The organism is Microvirga sp. ACRRW (assembly GCF_022346925.1).
In the GTDB taxonomy this organism is placed as follows: Bacteria; Pseudomonadota; Alphaproteobacteria; order Rhizobiales; family Beijerinckiaceae; genus Microvirga.
Window position 1 is genome coordinate 16,981 of the sequence record NZ_JAKRNJ010000013.1, and the last position, 14,657, is coordinate 31,637.

The following is a 14,657-nucleotide window of genomic DNA, read 5'->3' on the forward strand; positions in this document are numbered from 1 at the left end:
AGGCAAAGACGTTGCGACGAAATATCGCCGTCCTAAACTGAAGCTAGACCATTCATCCGCAACGGAGCCCTTTTCTCATGACAAGTCAGACACGCCTGGAATCGGACAGCCTCAGGCGTCTCGAAGATATGCGCAAAACTTTCGACAAGCTTCGCGCAGAACGCATTCGCGCGGAAGGCGAGATGGAGCGTCTTGCGCGCGATCTGAATGAGGCAAAGGCCCTCGCCAAAGCTGAGCTTGGTACCGATGACGAAACGGAGATCCGGAACCTGATCGAGGCGGCCGCCGCGCAGAATGCGAAGCTCGTGGAAGAATTTGGCGCTGCTCTGCGCGACGTGGAAATGCGCCTGAAACAGCTCGGAGAGGAGCGTTGATGGACCGTTCCATCGACCACGATCTTGCCCGCGCCGAGTCGCTGCTGGCGCGGTTAGAGGGAAGGCGCGATGCGATTGCTCTGCGCCTAGCCGAACTGACGCGTGAGATTGAGCTCGCTAAAGGACGCCTCGCGGTTAAGGATGAGGTGGAGGCCTTCATCGAGGCGGTGCATGGCAGTGCCAACCGCCGCAATCTTGCAGCCTTCGAGACCTTGCTGACGGCTCTCGTGCAGGAGGTGCTGCCGGGCGAGAAACCTGTCGCGTTGGAGCTATCCACCGAGCGTGGCTTGGCCTCGCTCGATATTTGTGTGCGCCGTCCGGACGAGACGTTGGAAGACGTGTTGGAAGACAATGGCGGTGCGCTCACCAACGTGATCGGCATGGCGCTGCGGCTCATCGCGGTAGTGAAGGCGGATGTCGCACGCTTTCTTGCGCTTGATGAAGCCGATTGCTGGATCGCGCCGGACCGCGTGTCGTCCTTTTACAGGGTTCTGGAGGACGGCGCCGCGCGTCTCGGCGTGCAGTGCTTTGCGGTCTCCCATCATGACCTGTCGCAGTTCTCGGACAAGTTCCATATTGCGCGCATTATCGGTGAGCCTATCGGCGGCGTCGATGTGCAATCCGCCGATTGCAGCACGGCCTGGGACGATGCGCAGCCTGGACTGCGTTTCATCCGGCTCGTCAACGTACAGGCCTACAAAGATGCGACGCTCCACTTGAGCCCTGGCGTGAATGCGCTGATCGGACCGAACAACCGCGGCAAGTCCACCTTCATCCGCGCCCTGCGCGCTGTGTTCTATGGCGAGGCGCGCGACAGCCTCGTGCGGGCCAGTGCTAAATCCGCGATGGTCGAGATTGGCGTTGCAGGCAAGCGCACTTTACGCTTCACGCGACAGCCACGCCGTTCCCCGATCAACATCTGGTCTCTCCATGAGGCGGATGGCTCCGTGGTGGAAGAGAAGGGCATGCGCTACGAGACAGGCGGGCGCAACGTGCCGGATTGGGTGAGCGATCTTTTCCGCATCACAAAGGTGGAAGATCTCGACGTTCATATCGCGCACCAGAAATTCCCGGTGTTTCTGCTGGGCGAGACCGCTTCACGCCGCTCGGCTGTTCTCTCAATCGGGCAGGAGGCGAGCTACATCCGCGACATGCTGGTGATCCATCGCGAGCGCTGCACCCGCGACAACGCCATCGTCCGTAACGGCGAGCGGGAACTGGCCTCGTTGCAGGAGACGCTGGCGAGCCTGGAGGAGATCACTGTCCTGAAAGGCAGGATGAGCGCCCTTCGCGAACAGGCACGCCGGATTGAAACCGGGGCCGGGCATTTGCAGAACCTGCAGGATCATGCTGCGCGATTGGCGAGCCTCACGCGGCAGATCAGAAAGACAGAAGCGCGCATACAGGCGACGCACATACTGCCGCAGCCGGAGCGGATCGCTGATCTCGCGCGAAGGGTCGAGCATGCCCGCGAGCGCGAGCGCATCGGTCGTCAGGTTTTGCAACTGAGCCAAGATTTAGCGTCGAGCAGGACGCGTCTGGCAGCGCTTCAGGCATTGCCCGATGAGGCCCCAAGCCTTGAAAACACGGATTCCGCACAAAACATGCTGAAGCGTCTCACCGATCTTCGCAGCGCTGCTCTGATTGCCAAGAGCCGCATGGCGCAGATCGAGGAGGGCATAACATCCGTGCAGGCCGAGATGGCGCACTTCATGGAGGAGACCGGCGGGCTTTGCCCGACCTGCGGCTCTCCGGTGAGCGCGGAAAACCTTTTGGAGCATCATGCTCATTCCTCTCATCCCTCGCCGCCGGAGCGGCTAACCGCATGATCCTGTCCGGAGATCGTCTCCAGCCTGTCACCTGCAGCGGCCTTCTTGTCATCGGCGATCCGCATGTGGGTTCGCGGCGCCCGGGCCGGCGCAAGGATACGGTGTGGCCGCAAGCCGTCCTCGGTAAGCTCGAGCGTTGTGTTGCGATCGCCAACGAGCGTGGTCTCGCGCCGGTCATCCTGGGCGATCTCTTCGATCGGCCCGTAGAGCCGGACGAGGCACTAAAGAACCAGCTCATCCGTACCCTCAAGGGGTTTCATCATCGCCCCCTCGTGAATGTGGGCAACCACGACATCCAGCACATGACGCTTACTGACAGCGACACGCTGGCGCTTTTGGGGTTATGCGATGTGGTCGATGTGGTGGCGACATCCGCTCCCGTCGCCGAATTCCAGATCGGCACACGACGCTTGGGTGTCGGCATGACGCCTTATGGACAGTCGATCCCGACGGATGCGCGCGGCTCCTTCACGGGCGTCGATCTGCACACCTGGTTCACGCATCACGACATCGCCTTCGATGGCGGCTATCCCGGCGCGGTGCCTCCCTTCGCGGTCGAGGGCTGCGATGTGCTCATCAACGGGCACATTCATAAGACGCAGAAGGCTGTTCTAGCCGGACGCACGCGTTGGCTCAATCCTGGCAACATCAATCGCCAGTCGGTGGACTTGGCCGATCACGTCCCGCGCGCCTGGATTCTCGATGCGGGCGGTGAACTGGAGGCGCAGGAGCTGCCGCACGAGCGCAATGTGTTCGATCTGACGGGCCGCATTGTCGAGGCCGCCGATGGTGGTATGGTAGCCCGCGAGGTCGAGAGCGCCTTCGTCACGCTGCTCCAGGCGGAATCTTCGACCGAGCTGAAGCGCAGTGGCGACGGGTCTATTGTCCGCGATGAGATCGAGGCGAAATTCGTGGCGGACAACACGTCGGATGCGGTGCGTGCCATCGTCCGCTCGCTCCTGAGCGAAGCGGTGGAGCGGCACGCGGAGTCTTAAAACGCAAAGGGATCCGTATAGGGCAGGCGTCGTCGGCGCACCTGCGTTTCCGGCAGGATCGGGCGACTGATGTCGACGGCGATCAACCCCTCGCAGGCAAGCGCCAGCACGGCGGCGACCCCGTCCTGCGTATTCATGACGGCACCTGCGCAATCCACCAGCCGCATGGTGCCCACCTCGTCGAGCTGATGCAGAACGCGCACCCGGTCGCCTGCCGTCACAGGCGTGCGCCTGCAAGCGGTGATCAGGCGTAAGCTCGTGAAGCGTGGCTCGGCGCGGATGCTGGCTGCAGTCTCGATGGAAAAGTGGCGTCCATCCTCAGAGGCAAGGCCATGGATTGCTGCCGTGCGCAGCGGATGTGTGAGCAAGTCCTCGTCGGTCAGTACATCGACGAGAAGGGACTGGCCGTCGCGGGCGATCTCGAAATCGGCGATATGCTCGATAGTGCGATCCCCGATCGTGAACTCGGCTGGATCCGCCGGTGCCCGCAAGGACTCGATCTCTGGGTCGAGTTCACAGATCGCCAGGAAGTCGGCGATCAAGGTGTTGCGGGTCAAAGGTGCTGCGGGCCGCTTTTGAGCGCGGCGGGTTCCCTGGCGTCGCTCCGAGCGGCGGTCGGACAGGTCGAGGATCGCTGGTGCGGACATCGGGCCTCCAGGGTCAAAAAATGAATGAACAAGGACGAGGGCCATGCGGCTTAAACCGGATCAAATTCAGCCCCTCCAATGCGGAACAAATATGGAACATGCGATCTGAAGTCAAATCAAGAAGAGGCAATCCTTTCCTCGCGGAAGCCTTCGCGCCAATGATCTGCGGTGGGGCGTTGGGTCAAAATGACGCTCCAGATAAGAAGCTGATATAGAATGGCTTTTCCCCTCATTCACTCACTCTGTCATTGGACCCGCGAGGCGTAATCTGTTATAGAACAAACAACGAACGCGCCTGCTTTGGGAGAAGTCCCAAAAGAGCGTGAGACCGGTTTTGCGGGCATGTGAGAGAGAGACAGATCGAGATGAACACAGCAGACAAAAAAATTGCCGAGGTGCTTGCAAAATTCGACGAGCCGATGGCCGGTAATGTCTGGCGCGTCCAGGGCACCGCAGTGATCTATCACAAGACATTAGAGCGCATTGCCGCCCAGGCGAAGGTCAGCTTCGATGAGCCAAAGATTATCCGCGCCGAGCGTGATGAGGCGGTGATTCAGGTCACCGGCCGCATGGGCGAGCGTGTGGAATGGTCCATAGGCGAGGCCCTGATTGGCGTGAATTATCGCGTTTCCGGCAAGCAGGCGGCTTATGTTTATGCCATGGCCGAGAAGCGTGCGAAGGACCGCGTCATTCTCAAGCTCATCGAGCTTCACGGCTTCGTCTATTCGGAGGAAGAGGCTGACGAGTTCAAGCAGAGCCGTCCTGGCTATGCCGAACAGCATGTGGAGGCTGAGCGCACTGAGGTCGAAAAGACCAAGGTCGAGGTCACGGCCGACGGCAATGTGGAGGACGAGCTGAAACAGAAGATCAAGAAGGCGAAGACCATCAACGCCGTGACCGATCTCATGCTCCATGCCGACACCCAGAAAGTCCTCGCTGCGCTGCCGGAAGGCATCCGCGACGAAATCCGCGATTTCGCCAAGGCGCGCCTCGTGGAACTCGGCTGGCCGACCAAGAAGGCTGCGGCAGCCTAAATATTTCCTTCCAGGCGGGGCGGCTCCGGCCGCCTCGTTTTTTGTGCCGACTTAGCTTATGATGCGTTGTCTGACTATGACGCGGGTAGAGCCTTGATGAGCATCGGCACAGAACAAACCATTATCGAGCGGCGAACGGGTCGGGCCCTCATTCTGGCGGCCGTTCTATGCCTCATGGGTGCCGGTGGTCTCCTCTGGTGGCATCAGGGCGGCGCGATCTTCAATGATCTGGTTCTCACCACATTGGCATGGTGCTTTTGAAGCATCCCTGAGCGTGATGTGCGCGCCAATCCGTGACTAGTCTTGTTCCAGCGAGATGGCGCAACAATGAGCTCCCATAAACCGCGCCATGCTGCGAGGCTGACAAGCCCGTAGTAGAGCGGCAGCAGAATTGTCCAAGGCAGCAGTCGCCACAAGCGCCGGCGATGCAATGCGACCAGGGCTGGGATGAAAAGCGACATCATGCCGAACGTAAACAGGCTCAGGCTTTGTGCATGCATGATCCTATGCAGGGTCATGCTGCTCGACCAAGACGTCCCGGTGATCCATAGGGTGATTAAAAATCCCATGCAGAACGGATAAATGAGCGCGCTCAGCACCGTTCCCGCCATCAAGGCCATGCCCGCATAGAAGCGCCAGAAGCCGAGCTGCGATAACGTGGAAGTAGGATTGCGGCCATGTGCGATGCTGGTTTGCATGAAGCCTTTCATCCACCGCGTCCGTTGACCCATCCATTCCTTGAATGTGCCGGGCGCCTCCTCGAATGTTGACGATGGAAGATCGGCGACATCATATCCAAAGCGCGCGAGGCGGATGCCGAGATCTGCGTCCTCGGTCACGTTCCAGGCGTCCCAACCATGGATCTTCCTGATGATCGCGGTGCGGAAATGATTTGACGTGCCGCCAAGCGGAATGGGGCTGCCGATCTGGGCAAGGCCTGGATTGAAGACATCGAACAAAGCGGCGTATTCGATGGTGAAAAGTCGCGTGATCCAGGAATCGTCCGTGTTGTCGATGGTCAGCCGCGCCTGCAGGCAGGCCACATTCCGTGGCTGTCGTGAGAAGGCGGAGCAGGCCAGGCGCAATTGCGCTGGTTCGGGCATATCCTCGGCATCGTAGACTACCGTGTAGCGACCGCGAGCGAGCGGCAAGGCGACATTCAGAGCGCGCGGTTTCGTGCGAGGCTCTCCCGGCGGAGCAACGATGATCTCGACATTGGCCGGAAGACGAAGTCTGCGGAGTATGGATATTGTCTCGCCGTCGTCTGCTTCCAGCACGATCTTGATGTCGAGCTTGACGGTCGGGTAGTCGAGCCGTTTGAGCGCTGCGATCAGTCGCGAAGCAATGCGCCGTTCCCGATAAAGCGGAACGATGATCGTATAGATCGGCAGGGCGGAATCGGGCGCACGGGGAGGATACGTTATCGGCTGTAAGGGATTGCTCAGGATCGAGGCTGCCAAACGCAACACCACGAGGCAGAGAAAGAGTATGCTCAAGGTCATGCTGAGCGCCATGATCGTCGGGTTTGGGAACGCGACGAAGCTGGAAGACAGGATCAGCGCAGCCAGAGTCGTTCCTGCGATCTGCGCGATACTGGCGCCCTTATAGTTGGACAGGGCAGGGGCCGCGTGGTGCAGCTCAAGAGCGGCTCGATGGGCGATCATGCCGCTATGGATGCGGAAGACGGCATCTCTCAATAGAGATGGCGCGGTGACAGCAAGAGGAACTGCGAGAAACCGACCCTGAAGTATCCGCACGAGATCTCGGCCCCGGGGAGCCACGACAAAGCCGCCGCTTCTGACTGCAAGCGGTGCAAGGCCAGTCATGATGCTTTCAGGATGGCGGGCCGCCCGGGACAGGGGAGGGTTGGACAGAAAGGGAAGGCTCAGCTCGGCAGCGAGAGCACGGTAGAACTCGACTTCCCCGACCTGACCCGACTTGAGAAGCACTTCATCTGCAAAAACGCCTGTCAACTCGGCGATCATGGCCGCATCACGCAAGATACGTGGCGGATAGCCGTGGCGGGCCAGAAAGCCGATCTCGACCGGAAGCACGGTTGACTGCGAGGCTTGCTCCGCTAGACCCTGCTTCATGCGCGAGCGCCGTTCCGGAGGCGTATTCGTGAGTGATACAGGGCAGCTGACAAGAGAGTATCGTCTTTAAGATGAGTTATATCGTATCATTGGTTGCCTGCCTCGCGCGCAAGATCAAGAGTGCCCCAGGGGCATGGGCAGCTATTGCTCTTTCGGCAATGGGCGGGGCTGCTCAGGCTCAAACGGTTATGGTGCCCAATTTCTGGGATCCGAAGGCGCAGCTCGAACGCCCGGAAATTCCGACAACCCGCTCGATCCGCTTCCTCGTCGACGATGACTTTCCGCCCATGCATTTCCCTGGCCTCGATGGCACGCCGACAGGTTTCTCGGTCGAGCTGGCACGGGCGGCTTGCGAGAGGTTGGGGTTGACCTGCACGGTCCAGGTTCGCAGGTTCGACACTCTCCTCGGTGCCCTGGCGGAGAAGCAGGGGGATGTGGTTGCTGCCGCTATTCCAGTGACCACGGACCTGCGCCGGCGCTTTGCGGTAACTGCTCCCTACTTCAAGATCCCAGCGCGGCTCGCCACGAAAGTCGATCAGACGACCAAAGACATGCCGGCATTCTCGCCCAAGGTTCTCCAGGGCAAGACCATCGGCATTGTCGAGGGAACGGCGCATGAGGCTTTCGCCAAGGCCTTTATGCCCAATTCGACCCTCAAGCCCTTTACAGAGCTTACGGCTGCCGAGGCTGAGCTGAAGGCGGGCGGGGTCGATTATGTCTTTGCCGATGGGCTCAGCCTTGCTCTTTGGATCGGTGGCGAGGATGCCAACGGATGCTGCGTCTTCGCAGGCGGTCCCTATCTCGAGAGCCGTTTCTTCGGTGAGGGGATAGGGTTTGTGATGCGCAGCGAGGATGAAGCCCTGCGCCGGGCATTGGACTATGCCCTGCAGCAGCTCTGGAAAGAGGGCAAATACGCCGAGCTTTACCTGCGCTTCTTTCCCTTCAGCCCTTTCTGAGAGGGCAGGGCTGCTCAAGCCGCATTGACCCTAGAGGGTCTGATCCCTAGTGTGCCGCGCTTCAGGAAGCGTTTTTTCCCCAAAGCAAGGCCCATGTCCCGACCCATATCCCTCGATCCCGCTCTCGTTGAAGCCGCTCAGACCGCGACCGCTTGGCCTTTCGAAGAGGCCCGCAAGCTCGTGGAGCGTCTCAAACGCACGGGTAAGAAGGAGGCCCTGTTCGAGACCGGCTATGGCCCCTCGGGCCTGCCGCATATAGGCACCTTCGGCGAGGTGGCCCGTACCAGTATGGTGCGCCATGCCTTTCGTGTGTTGACGGGCGACATCATCCCGACAAGGCTTTTCGCCTTCTCGGACGACATGGACGGTCTGCGCAAGGTTCCGGACAATGTCCCGAACAAGGAGCTGCTCACGGCAGCCCTCGGCAAGCCGCTGACGCAGGTGCCGGACCCGTTCGGCACGCATGAGAGCTTCGCTCATCACAACAATGCGCGCCTGCGCGAATTCCTCGATGCCTTCGGTTTCGATTACGAGTTCAAGTCGGCGACCGAGTGCTACAAGACAGGCGTCTTCGACAAGACTCTGCTGACCGTGCTCGAGCGCTATGACGCGGTGATGGCGATCATGCTGCCGTCCCTGCGCGAGGAGCGTCAGCAATCCTATTCGCCCTTCCTGCCGATCCATCCGAAGACGGGCATCGTGATGCAGGTGGCCATCGACGAGCGCAAGCTCGACGCAGGCACTATCGTGTGGCGCGATCCGGAAACGGGCGAACGTTTCGAGACCCCGGTGACGGGGGGGCATGCCAAGCTGCAATGGAAGCCTGATTGGGCCATGCGCTGGGTGGCGCTTGGTGTCGATTACGAAATGGCGGGCAAGGATCTCATCGACAGCGTGAAGCTCTCGGGCGAGATCGCCAAGGCGCTCGGCGGCCTGCCGCCGGAGGGTTTCAACTACGAGCTTTTCCTCGACGACAAGGGCCAGAAGATTTCCAAGTCCAAGGGCAACGGCCTCACCATCGACGAGTGGCTGACCTATGGCACGCCGGACAGCCTGGGCCTCTTCATGTTCAACAAGCCGCGCGAGGCGAAGAAGCTCTATTTCGACGTGATCCCGCGCCAGGTGGACGATTATCTGACCTTCCTGGAGAAGTATCCGGCGCAGGACGCGAAGGCGCGTCTGATGAACCCTGTCTGGCATCTTCATGCAGGCGAGCCGCCGGCAGCGGAGCTGGTCTCATCGGCCGGTTCCAACCAGCCCGGCACGACAATCTCGTTCTCGATGCTGCTCAACCTCGTCGCCGTGGCGAATTCCGAAGATCCGGCGGTGCTCTGGGGCTTCATCCGCCGTTATGCGCCGGGCGTTTCGCCCGAGACCCATCCGCGCCTCGACAGCCTCGTGAGGGGCGCTGGGCGCTACTTCGAAGATTTCGTGAAGCCGCAAAAGACCTATCGTCTGGCCGACGATGTCGAAGCCGCTTCCCTGAAGCGTCTGAGCGATGTGCTGGCCTCGTTCGAAACGGGCGAGCGTCCTGCAACGGCGGAAGCGATTCAGGAAGAGATCTACAATGTCGGCCGTACCGAGCCGCGCTATCAGGATTTCAAGGCCAAGGGTGCTACGCCTGAGCGCCCGGGCGTATCCATCGAGTGGTTCAACACGATCTATCAGGTGCTGCTGGGCGAACCGCGCGGTCCTCGCTTCGGTTCATTCACCGCGCTCTATGGCGTGAAGGAAACGCGCGCGCTGATCGCGAAGGCGCTTGCCGGTGATCTGGTGCGCGAGCACGAAGAATTCCTGAAATCGCGGGCAGCCTAAAAAATATTGGCCCCAAAAGTGATCGCACTCTTGGGGCCAATCCGATGCGTTTTTGATAAAGCCTCTACTGCCGTGCCCACATGACGCGCGCGATCCAGGCGATTTCCTCTGCGGGAATGATCCGGTCTTCGCTGTCCTTGGTGAGGGAGGACAGCTCCAGGGTCTTGGCCGAGCGGCGCTTGAGTTCCTGGGCAAGAATTTCGCCTGTCGTCGTGCACACGACCACGCGATCGCCCTTGCGAGGACTTGCCGTCGGAGAGACGATGAGGACGTCGCCGTCGCGGTAAAGCGGCGCCATGGCATCGCCGGTCACCTCAATGGCAAACACCTTCTCCTGACCGAAATCGGGAAACTCGATCTCGTCCCAGCCCGGGCCGCCGGCAGGGGCGCCTTCATCGGTGACTATCTTGCCGGCACTGGCTTGCGCCATGCCGATCATGGGGATCATGGAACGGCGCAGCGAACCCGAGGGCTCGACGAGACGCAGAAAATCCTCCAACGTCGCGCCCGTGGCGCGAAGGATCTTCGAGATGGATTCCGTCGAGGGCCAGCGCTCCCGACCTTCTGGGCTGACACGCTTCGATTTGTTGAAACTGGTGGCATCAAGGCCTGCTTTGCGCGCCAGCCCGGATGCGGTCATTCCGTGCCGAGAAGCGAGTGCATCGATAGCGGCCCAAACGCGCTCGTGGGATAACATTGTATGAACCTTCGCACAAAAGCGAAATATAATTGAAAGCGAACTTATGCCTAGGAATTAAGGTTGTTCTATGGCTCGTGCAACAGACAAAAATGCATTGAGACATTATGTCTAATCGGGGTTGCTCCGGAAGCAGCGTTGAGTGTCGGTAGTTTAATGCGCATCATCTACAAAATCAGCCCAGAAAGCCTTTGGCGTGAAGCGGAGAGGCTCAATTCCTTTGGGGGAGCGCCCATCGATATACAGGATGGATACCTCCATTTTTCCACGGAAAATCAGGTTAGAGAAACTGCGACCAGGCATTTTGCAGGACAAGGCGATCTTTTGTTGATCGCCATCGATGCTGACAAGCTCGGTTCGGCCTTGCGCTATGAGCCGTCGCGAGGAGGCGATCTTTTCCCGCATCTTTACGCGCCGCTTGCCTTGTCAGCGGTCCTGTGGGTAAAGCCGCTGCCACTCGGTCCTGATGGCCGCCACGTTTTTCCGGATCTCGATTCATGATCGGTGCTCTCTTCTCCCTCGCCAAACCCGCGCTGCATGCGCTCGATGCGGAGACGGCGCATCAGCTGACAATCCGCGGCTTGGCATTGATGCCGCTAGCCCCCGCACCGAAGGATGATGCCCGGTTGTCCGTGGAACTGTTCGGTCGGCAATTCCCCAACCCCGTTGGGCTTGCTGCAGGCTTCGACAAGCAGTGCGAAGTGCCCGACCAGCTTCTCTCTCTCGGTTTCGGTTTCGTGGAGCTTGGCGGGGTGGTGCCGAAGCCGCAAACCGGCAATCCGCGCCCGCGCGTGTTCCGACTTGTGCAGGACGAGGCCGTCATCAACCGCTTCGGGCTCAACAGCGATGGGTTGGAGGCCGCGCGCCAGCGCCTCGCAAGTCGCCTTGGACGCCCTGGAATCGTCGGCGTGAATATTGGCGCGAACAAGGATTCGACGGATCGCATTGCCGATTACGTCACCTGCATACAGTCGCTTTGCGGGCTCGTGGATTTTCTCACGATCAATGTGTCCTCGCCCAACACGCCTGGGCTTCGCGACCTGCAAGGTGAGGCGTTCCTCGACGATCTCCTCGCCCGCAGTATCGAGGCCCGCAACAAGACCGATGACGGCCGCAGGAAGACGACCATCCTGTTGAAGATCGCACCCGACATCTCGCTCGAGACGCTCGATGCCATCGTAGCGACTGCGCTCAAGCGCGGCATCGACGGCCTTACCGTTTCCAACACGACGGTTGCACGGCCCGAGACCTTACGGGAAAAGGCGCTTGCAAGCGAGACAGGCGGGCTATCGGGCAAGCCGCTCTTCGTTCCCTCCACCAAGATCCTCGCGGAAACCTATCTTCGCGTCGAGCGCAAGCTTCCGCTTATTGGAGTCGGCGGCGTCGATTCAGCCGAAGCCGCTTGGGCAAAGATTCGCGCAGGCGCGAGCCTCGTGCAGCTTTACTCCGCGATGGTCTACAAGGGGCCGGGTCTGATCGGCGACATCAAAAGCGGGCTCCTGCAGAAAGTGGAGAAGGAGAAGACATCGCTCGCGCAAGCGATCGGTCGCGATGCTGCGGAGATTGCGAAAGGCCTCTTTTAGAGGCTCAATGCTAGCCACTAAGGCCTGGATGAATTTCTCTAGGGCTGTTCGGGGCTAACGCTTTTGTTCTCGTCAGTTCTGCCGATGTGAAAGAGCGCTTGCCTCTGGATTGCCGCGAGCCATTGTCCTTTCCTCGCCTTCTCCAAAATGCGCGCTGCCAGGACAGGAGCCGCGATTCCAAGCGCCAGATAAAGGATAATGAAATGCGGGCGGGTAGGCTTTACCATCGTAAAAGCATTGACGGCTGAGGGTGAAACCAATCCCAGAACGGCAAAGACGAGATTGATGCTCGCGAAAACCGTCATGTGCCATGACATGATGGGCTTACTGTAAATTCCCAGTGTCTTAAGCCAGGACAAAGATTGAAGTCCCTCCGCCGCGAACAGCACCATGGCAATACCCAGGAACGCCAGGAAGGTGTGAACGAGAAAGCCGGACTTGTAGAGGCTAAATGCCATGCTCATCGGGACTGTCGTGAGCAGATGGGAGATCACATAATAGACAGCATAAAGAAGCACTGCCGCCAGTAGACAAGGCAGTAGACCGGGCAGCCGCAACTTGTTCTGGGCGACGTGTCCGAGGAGACAGAAGAAGGCTCCTACAAAGACCTGGGACAGCACGTTCCAAAGCCAAAACTTTGAACTTGCAAGTTCAGAGGCGAAGATCTGCATGCCGAGGAAACCCATGCAGGTTGCGATGATGATCTGAAGCACAAGCCCGAACCGTTCCGGCAATTGCGCGAGTCCCTTGAGAATGAGCACGCACAAGAGACGAACGAAAAAGAGGGCGATGAGAAACCAGGCAACGAGAAAAAGGATCACATGGTGGCTGTTGGCGGTGAAGGGCTTGGTGAAATAAGTCTGCCAGTCCAGCGGCGAGGAGGTCCTGAGATTCAACCCCATGGGTTGAAAGACCAATACGGTCAAAGTCGCAAAGATCCCCACATGCACCAACGTGTAGAACAGCAGGGACTGACTGTCGCGCTTCAGGAGAGATGCTACAGGCAATGAAGCAAGAAGAGACATGCCGCTTAAAAAGAAGAAAAGCGGCATGTGAAATCCGTATGGATGTACGAAGAAAGGGTCCTGCGTGGTCATGTGGCCGCGCACGACGAAAATAATGCCGAGCCCCCGAGCGACAGCGAGAGCATTTTTATTCAAAAGCATGTCAAAGGCCGGGGTTAAAACACGATATTCCCGGCGATCGTTATAGAAATGTAATAGTGTTAATCAAGAATATTCTTGTCGCAGACACGGTGGATCAATAGGCGACGCTCGCGCTCAACAACTTCACAAAGCCGTAAATGTCTTTCTCGCCAGACGTGGATAGAGCAAAGCCTGGCCGGTGCCCCGTGTTCCCAGGAAGATGAGCAGCGCAATCCAGAGTGCGGTGTTGCCGAAGCTGCTGGACATCAGCAGGATGGCGCCGTAGACGGCGAAGGCGATGACCATGAGGTCACGCATCGGCTTGGTCCAGGTCGCTCCCGTATAGATGCCGTCGAAGGCAAATGCCGTGGCGCCGATGAACGGCGTGAGAGCTGCAAACACCAGATACTCGCGTGCATAGGTGCGCACTTCAGCGTTGGTCGACACGAAGTCGATGAACATCCCGCCGCCGATCAGGAAGATCGCCGATACGGCAAAGCCGAATCCCAGGCTCCAGCCTAGGCTCAAGTGAATGGCACGGCGGAAGCCGCGCTCGTCACGCGCGCCCAGGCTTTGACCGCAGAGCGTTTCCGCTGCGGTGGCGAAACCGTCCAGGAAATAGCCGCCGATCAGGAACATGTTGTAGAGCACCGCATTCGCGGCAAGCGTGACATCGCCTGAGCGGGCACCGAGCGCGCTGAAGATCCAGAAGGCGAGGATCAGTGCCACGTTGCGGATCATGATGTCCCGGTTCATAGCGAGCGTCTGCACGATCGCGGCGCGGTTCAGCACTTCGGCCCAGGTCACGGAAAGCGGGTTCGATCCGAGACGGCGCAGCACCAGAATGCCCAGGCCGACGCCTAAAACTTCTGCAATCGCCGTGCCGATGGCCGCACCCGCGATGCCAAGATCGAAGAACAGCACGAGGCCTGCCGTGAGCAGGATGTTCGCAACGTTGATGGCAACCTGTAGAAACAGGCCGAGATCCGTGCGGCCGCGTCCCAGCGTCGAACCAAGGATGACGTAGTTCGCCAGCGTGAACGGTGCCGACCAAATGCGGATGAAGAAGTAAGTGGAAAGCGCCTCCGTCACCGCCTCGCTCGCGCCGGCCGCATGAAACGCGAGGGTTCCGATGGGCCATTGCAGCAGGATCAACAGAAGGCCGGTGATGCCCGCCACCAGGAAGGCACGGGCAAGCGTCAGGTCGACCTCGCGCTTGTTGCCGGCGCCTGTCGCCTGCGCGGTCAGGCCGGCTGTCGCCATGCGCAAGGAGCCGAAGCTCCAGAACACGAAGTCGAAGATCACGGCACCTAAAGCCACCGCGCCGAGGAGATGCGCTTCGCCAAGCCGTCCGATCACCGTCGCATCGACGAGACCCAGGAGGGGTGTCGTCATGTGCGACAGGGTCATCGGCAGAGCAAGAGCCAGCATCCGCCGATGGGAAACCTCAGGGCGATAGGAATCGAGAGTGCCGTCCATGGAAGAGACG

Annotated in this window: 13 protein-coding genes; 8 read left to right on the forward strand and 5 right to left on the reverse strand. The window is 59.7% G+C overall.

Annotated features, from left to right (window positions below):
• Positions 1-77: 77 nt before the first annotated feature.
• From MHY87_RS18120 to MHY87_RS18130, 3 genes are read left to right on the forward strand one after another with little or no spacing between them, the layout of a single operon-like run.
• Positions 78-374: a hypothetical protein gene (locus MHY87_RS18120; protein WP_239353976.1), complete on the forward strand. Its 297-nt coding sequence runs from the start codon at positions 78-80 to the stop codon at positions 372-374.
• On the forward strand, positions 374-2,203 hold the full coding sequence (locus tag MHY87_RS18125) for an AAA family ATPase (protein WP_239353977.1): 1,830 nt from the start codon (positions 374-376) through the stop codon (positions 2,201-2,203). The genes MHY87_RS18120 and MHY87_RS18125 overlap by 1 nt, the downstream gene beginning before the upstream one ends.
• Positions 2,200-3,198, forward strand: coding sequence for a metallophosphoesterase (locus MHY87_RS18130; protein WP_239353978.1), 999 nt, complete (start codon positions 2,200-2,202; stop codon positions 3,196-3,198). Before MHY87_RS18125 ends, MHY87_RS18130 begins: the two co-directional genes overlap by 4 nt.
• On the opposite strand, the gene MHY87_RS18135 is transcribed toward MHY87_RS18130, so the two are convergent.
• On the reverse strand, positions 3,195-3,845 hold the full coding sequence (locus MHY87_RS18135) for a hypothetical protein (RefSeq protein ID WP_239353979.1): 651 nt from the start codon (positions 3,843-3,845) through the stop codon (positions 3,195-3,197). The two genes, MHY87_RS18130 and MHY87_RS18135, sit on opposite strands and share 4 nt — an antisense overlap.
• A 365-nt stretch (positions 3,846-4,210) precedes the next feature.
• On the opposite strand from MHY87_RS18135, the gene MHY87_RS18140 reads away from it, so the two are divergent.
• Positions 4,211-4,879: a trna delta -isopentenylpyrophosphate transferase gene (locus tag MHY87_RS18140; RefSeq protein ID WP_239353980.1), complete on the forward strand. Its 669-nt coding sequence runs from the start codon at positions 4,211-4,213 to the stop codon at positions 4,877-4,879.
• A 203-nt stretch (positions 4,880-5,082) separates the two neighbouring features.
• On the opposite strand, the gene MHY87_RS18145 is transcribed toward MHY87_RS18140, so the two are convergent.
• Positions 5,083-6,972 carry a glycosyltransferase gene (locus MHY87_RS18145; protein WP_239353981.1) on the reverse strand — a complete coding sequence of 630 codons (1,890 nt, stop codon included), beginning with the start codon at positions 6,970-6,972 and terminating at the stop codon, positions 5,083-5,085.
• A gap of 158 nt (positions 6,973-7,130) precedes the next feature.
• Between MHY87_RS18145 and MHY87_RS18150 the strand changes: the two genes are divergently transcribed.
• Both MHY87_RS18150 and MHY87_RS18155 read left to right on the forward strand, forming a co-directional pair.
• Positions 7,131-7,928, forward strand: a complete 798-nt coding sequence (locus tag MHY87_RS18150; protein WP_239354001.1) for a transporter substrate-binding domain-containing protein — start codon at positions 7,131-7,133, stop codon at positions 7,926-7,928.
• A 93-nt stretch (positions 7,929-8,021) separates the two neighbouring features.
• Positions 8,022-9,743 (forward strand): lysine--tRNA ligase, encoded by a 1,722-nt coding sequence (locus tag MHY87_RS18155; RefSeq protein WP_239353982.1) that lies wholly within the window; start codon positions 8,022-8,024, stop codon positions 9,741-9,743.
• 64 nt (positions 9,744-9,807) lie between these two features.
• Here MHY87_RS18155 and MHY87_RS18160 read toward each other — a convergent pair whose 3' ends face one another.
• Positions 9,808-10,440 carry a helix-turn-helix transcriptional regulator gene (locus tag MHY87_RS18160; protein WP_239353983.1) on the reverse strand — a complete coding sequence of 211 codons (633 nt, stop codon included), beginning with the start codon at positions 10,438-10,440 and terminating at the stop codon, positions 9,808-9,810.
• A gap of 156 nt (positions 10,441-10,596) precedes the next feature.
• On the opposite strand from MHY87_RS18160, the gene MHY87_RS18165 reads away from it, so the two are divergent.
• Together MHY87_RS18165 and MHY87_RS18170 are read left to right on the forward strand one after the other, a co-directional pair.
• Positions 10,597-10,941 carry a DUF952 domain-containing protein gene (locus MHY87_RS18165; RefSeq protein ID WP_239353984.1) on the forward strand — a complete coding sequence of 115 codons (345 nt, stop codon included), beginning with the start codon at positions 10,597-10,599 and terminating at the stop codon, positions 10,939-10,941.
• Complete coding sequence (locus MHY87_RS18170) at positions 10,938-12,023, forward strand: quinone-dependent dihydroorotate dehydrogenase (protein ID WP_239353985.1); 1,086 nt, start codon at positions 10,938-10,940, stop codon at positions 12,021-12,023. The genes MHY87_RS18165 and MHY87_RS18170 overlap by 4 nt, the downstream gene beginning before the upstream one ends.
• Positions 12,024-12,061: 38 nt before the next feature.
• Here the strand turns inward: MHY87_RS18170 and MHY87_RS18175 are convergent, their stop codons facing one another.
• Positions 12,062-13,189, reverse strand: a complete 1,128-nt coding sequence (locus MHY87_RS18175) for an acyltransferase family protein (protein WP_239353986.1) — start codon at positions 13,187-13,189, stop codon at positions 12,062-12,064.
• Positions 13,190-13,312: 123 nt separating this feature from the next.
• The gene (locus MHY87_RS18180) at positions 13,313-14,647 is read right to left on the reverse strand and encodes an MATE family efflux transporter (protein WP_239353987.1); all 1,335 of its coding nucleotides are present in this window, start codon (positions 14,645-14,647) and stop codon (positions 13,313-13,315) included.
• Positions 14,648-14,657: the final 10 nt, after the last annotated feature.

Bases quoted from the DNA above. Each gene is read 5' to 3' on its own strand.
- MHY87_RS18120 (WP_239353976.1), top strand. From the start codon at position 78: ATGACAAGTCAGACACGCCTGGAATCGGACAGCCTCAGGCGTCTCGAA.
- MHY87_RS18125 (WP_239353977.1), top strand. From the start codon at position 374: ATGGACCGTTCCATCGACCACGATCTTGCCCGCGCCGAGTCGCTGCTG.
- MHY87_RS18130 (WP_239353978.1), top strand. From the start codon at position 2,200: ATGATCCTGTCCGGAGATCGTCTCCAGCCTGTCACCTGCAGCGGCCTT.
- MHY87_RS18135 (WP_239353979.1), bottom strand. From the start codon at position 3,845: ATGTCCGCACCAGCGATCCTCGACCTGTCCGACCGCCGCTCGGAGCGA.
- MHY87_RS18140 (WP_239353980.1), top strand. From the start codon at position 4,211: ATGAACACAGCAGACAAAAAAATTGCCGAGGTGCTTGCAAAATTCGAC.
- MHY87_RS18145 (WP_239353981.1), bottom strand. From the start codon at position 6,972: ATGAAGCAGGGTCTAGCGGAGCAAGCCTCGCAGTCAACCGTGCTTCCG.
- MHY87_RS18150 (WP_239354001.1), top strand. From the start codon at position 7,131: ATGGGCGGGGCTGCTCAGGCTCAAACGGTTATGGTGCCCAATTTCTGG.
- MHY87_RS18155 (WP_239353982.1), top strand. From the start codon at position 8,022: ATGTCCCGACCCATATCCCTCGATCCCGCTCTCGTTGAAGCCGCTCAG.
- MHY87_RS18160 (WP_239353983.1), bottom strand. From the start codon at position 10,440: ATGTTATCCCACGAGCGCGTTTGGGCCGCTATCGATGCACTCGCTTCT.
- MHY87_RS18165 (WP_239353984.1), top strand. From the start codon at position 10,597: ATGCGCATCATCTACAAAATCAGCCCAGAAAGCCTTTGGCGTGAAGCG.
- MHY87_RS18170 (WP_239353985.1), top strand. From the start codon at position 10,938: ATGATCGGTGCTCTCTTCTCCCTCGCCAAACCCGCGCTGCATGCGCTC.
- MHY87_RS18175 (WP_239353986.1), bottom strand. From the start codon at position 13,189: ATGCTTTTGAATAAAAATGCTCTCGCTGTCGCTCGGGGGCTCGGCATT.
- MHY87_RS18180 (WP_239353987.1), bottom strand. From the start codon at position 14,647: ATGGACGGCACTCTCGATTCCTATCGCCCTGAGGTTTCCCATCGGCGG.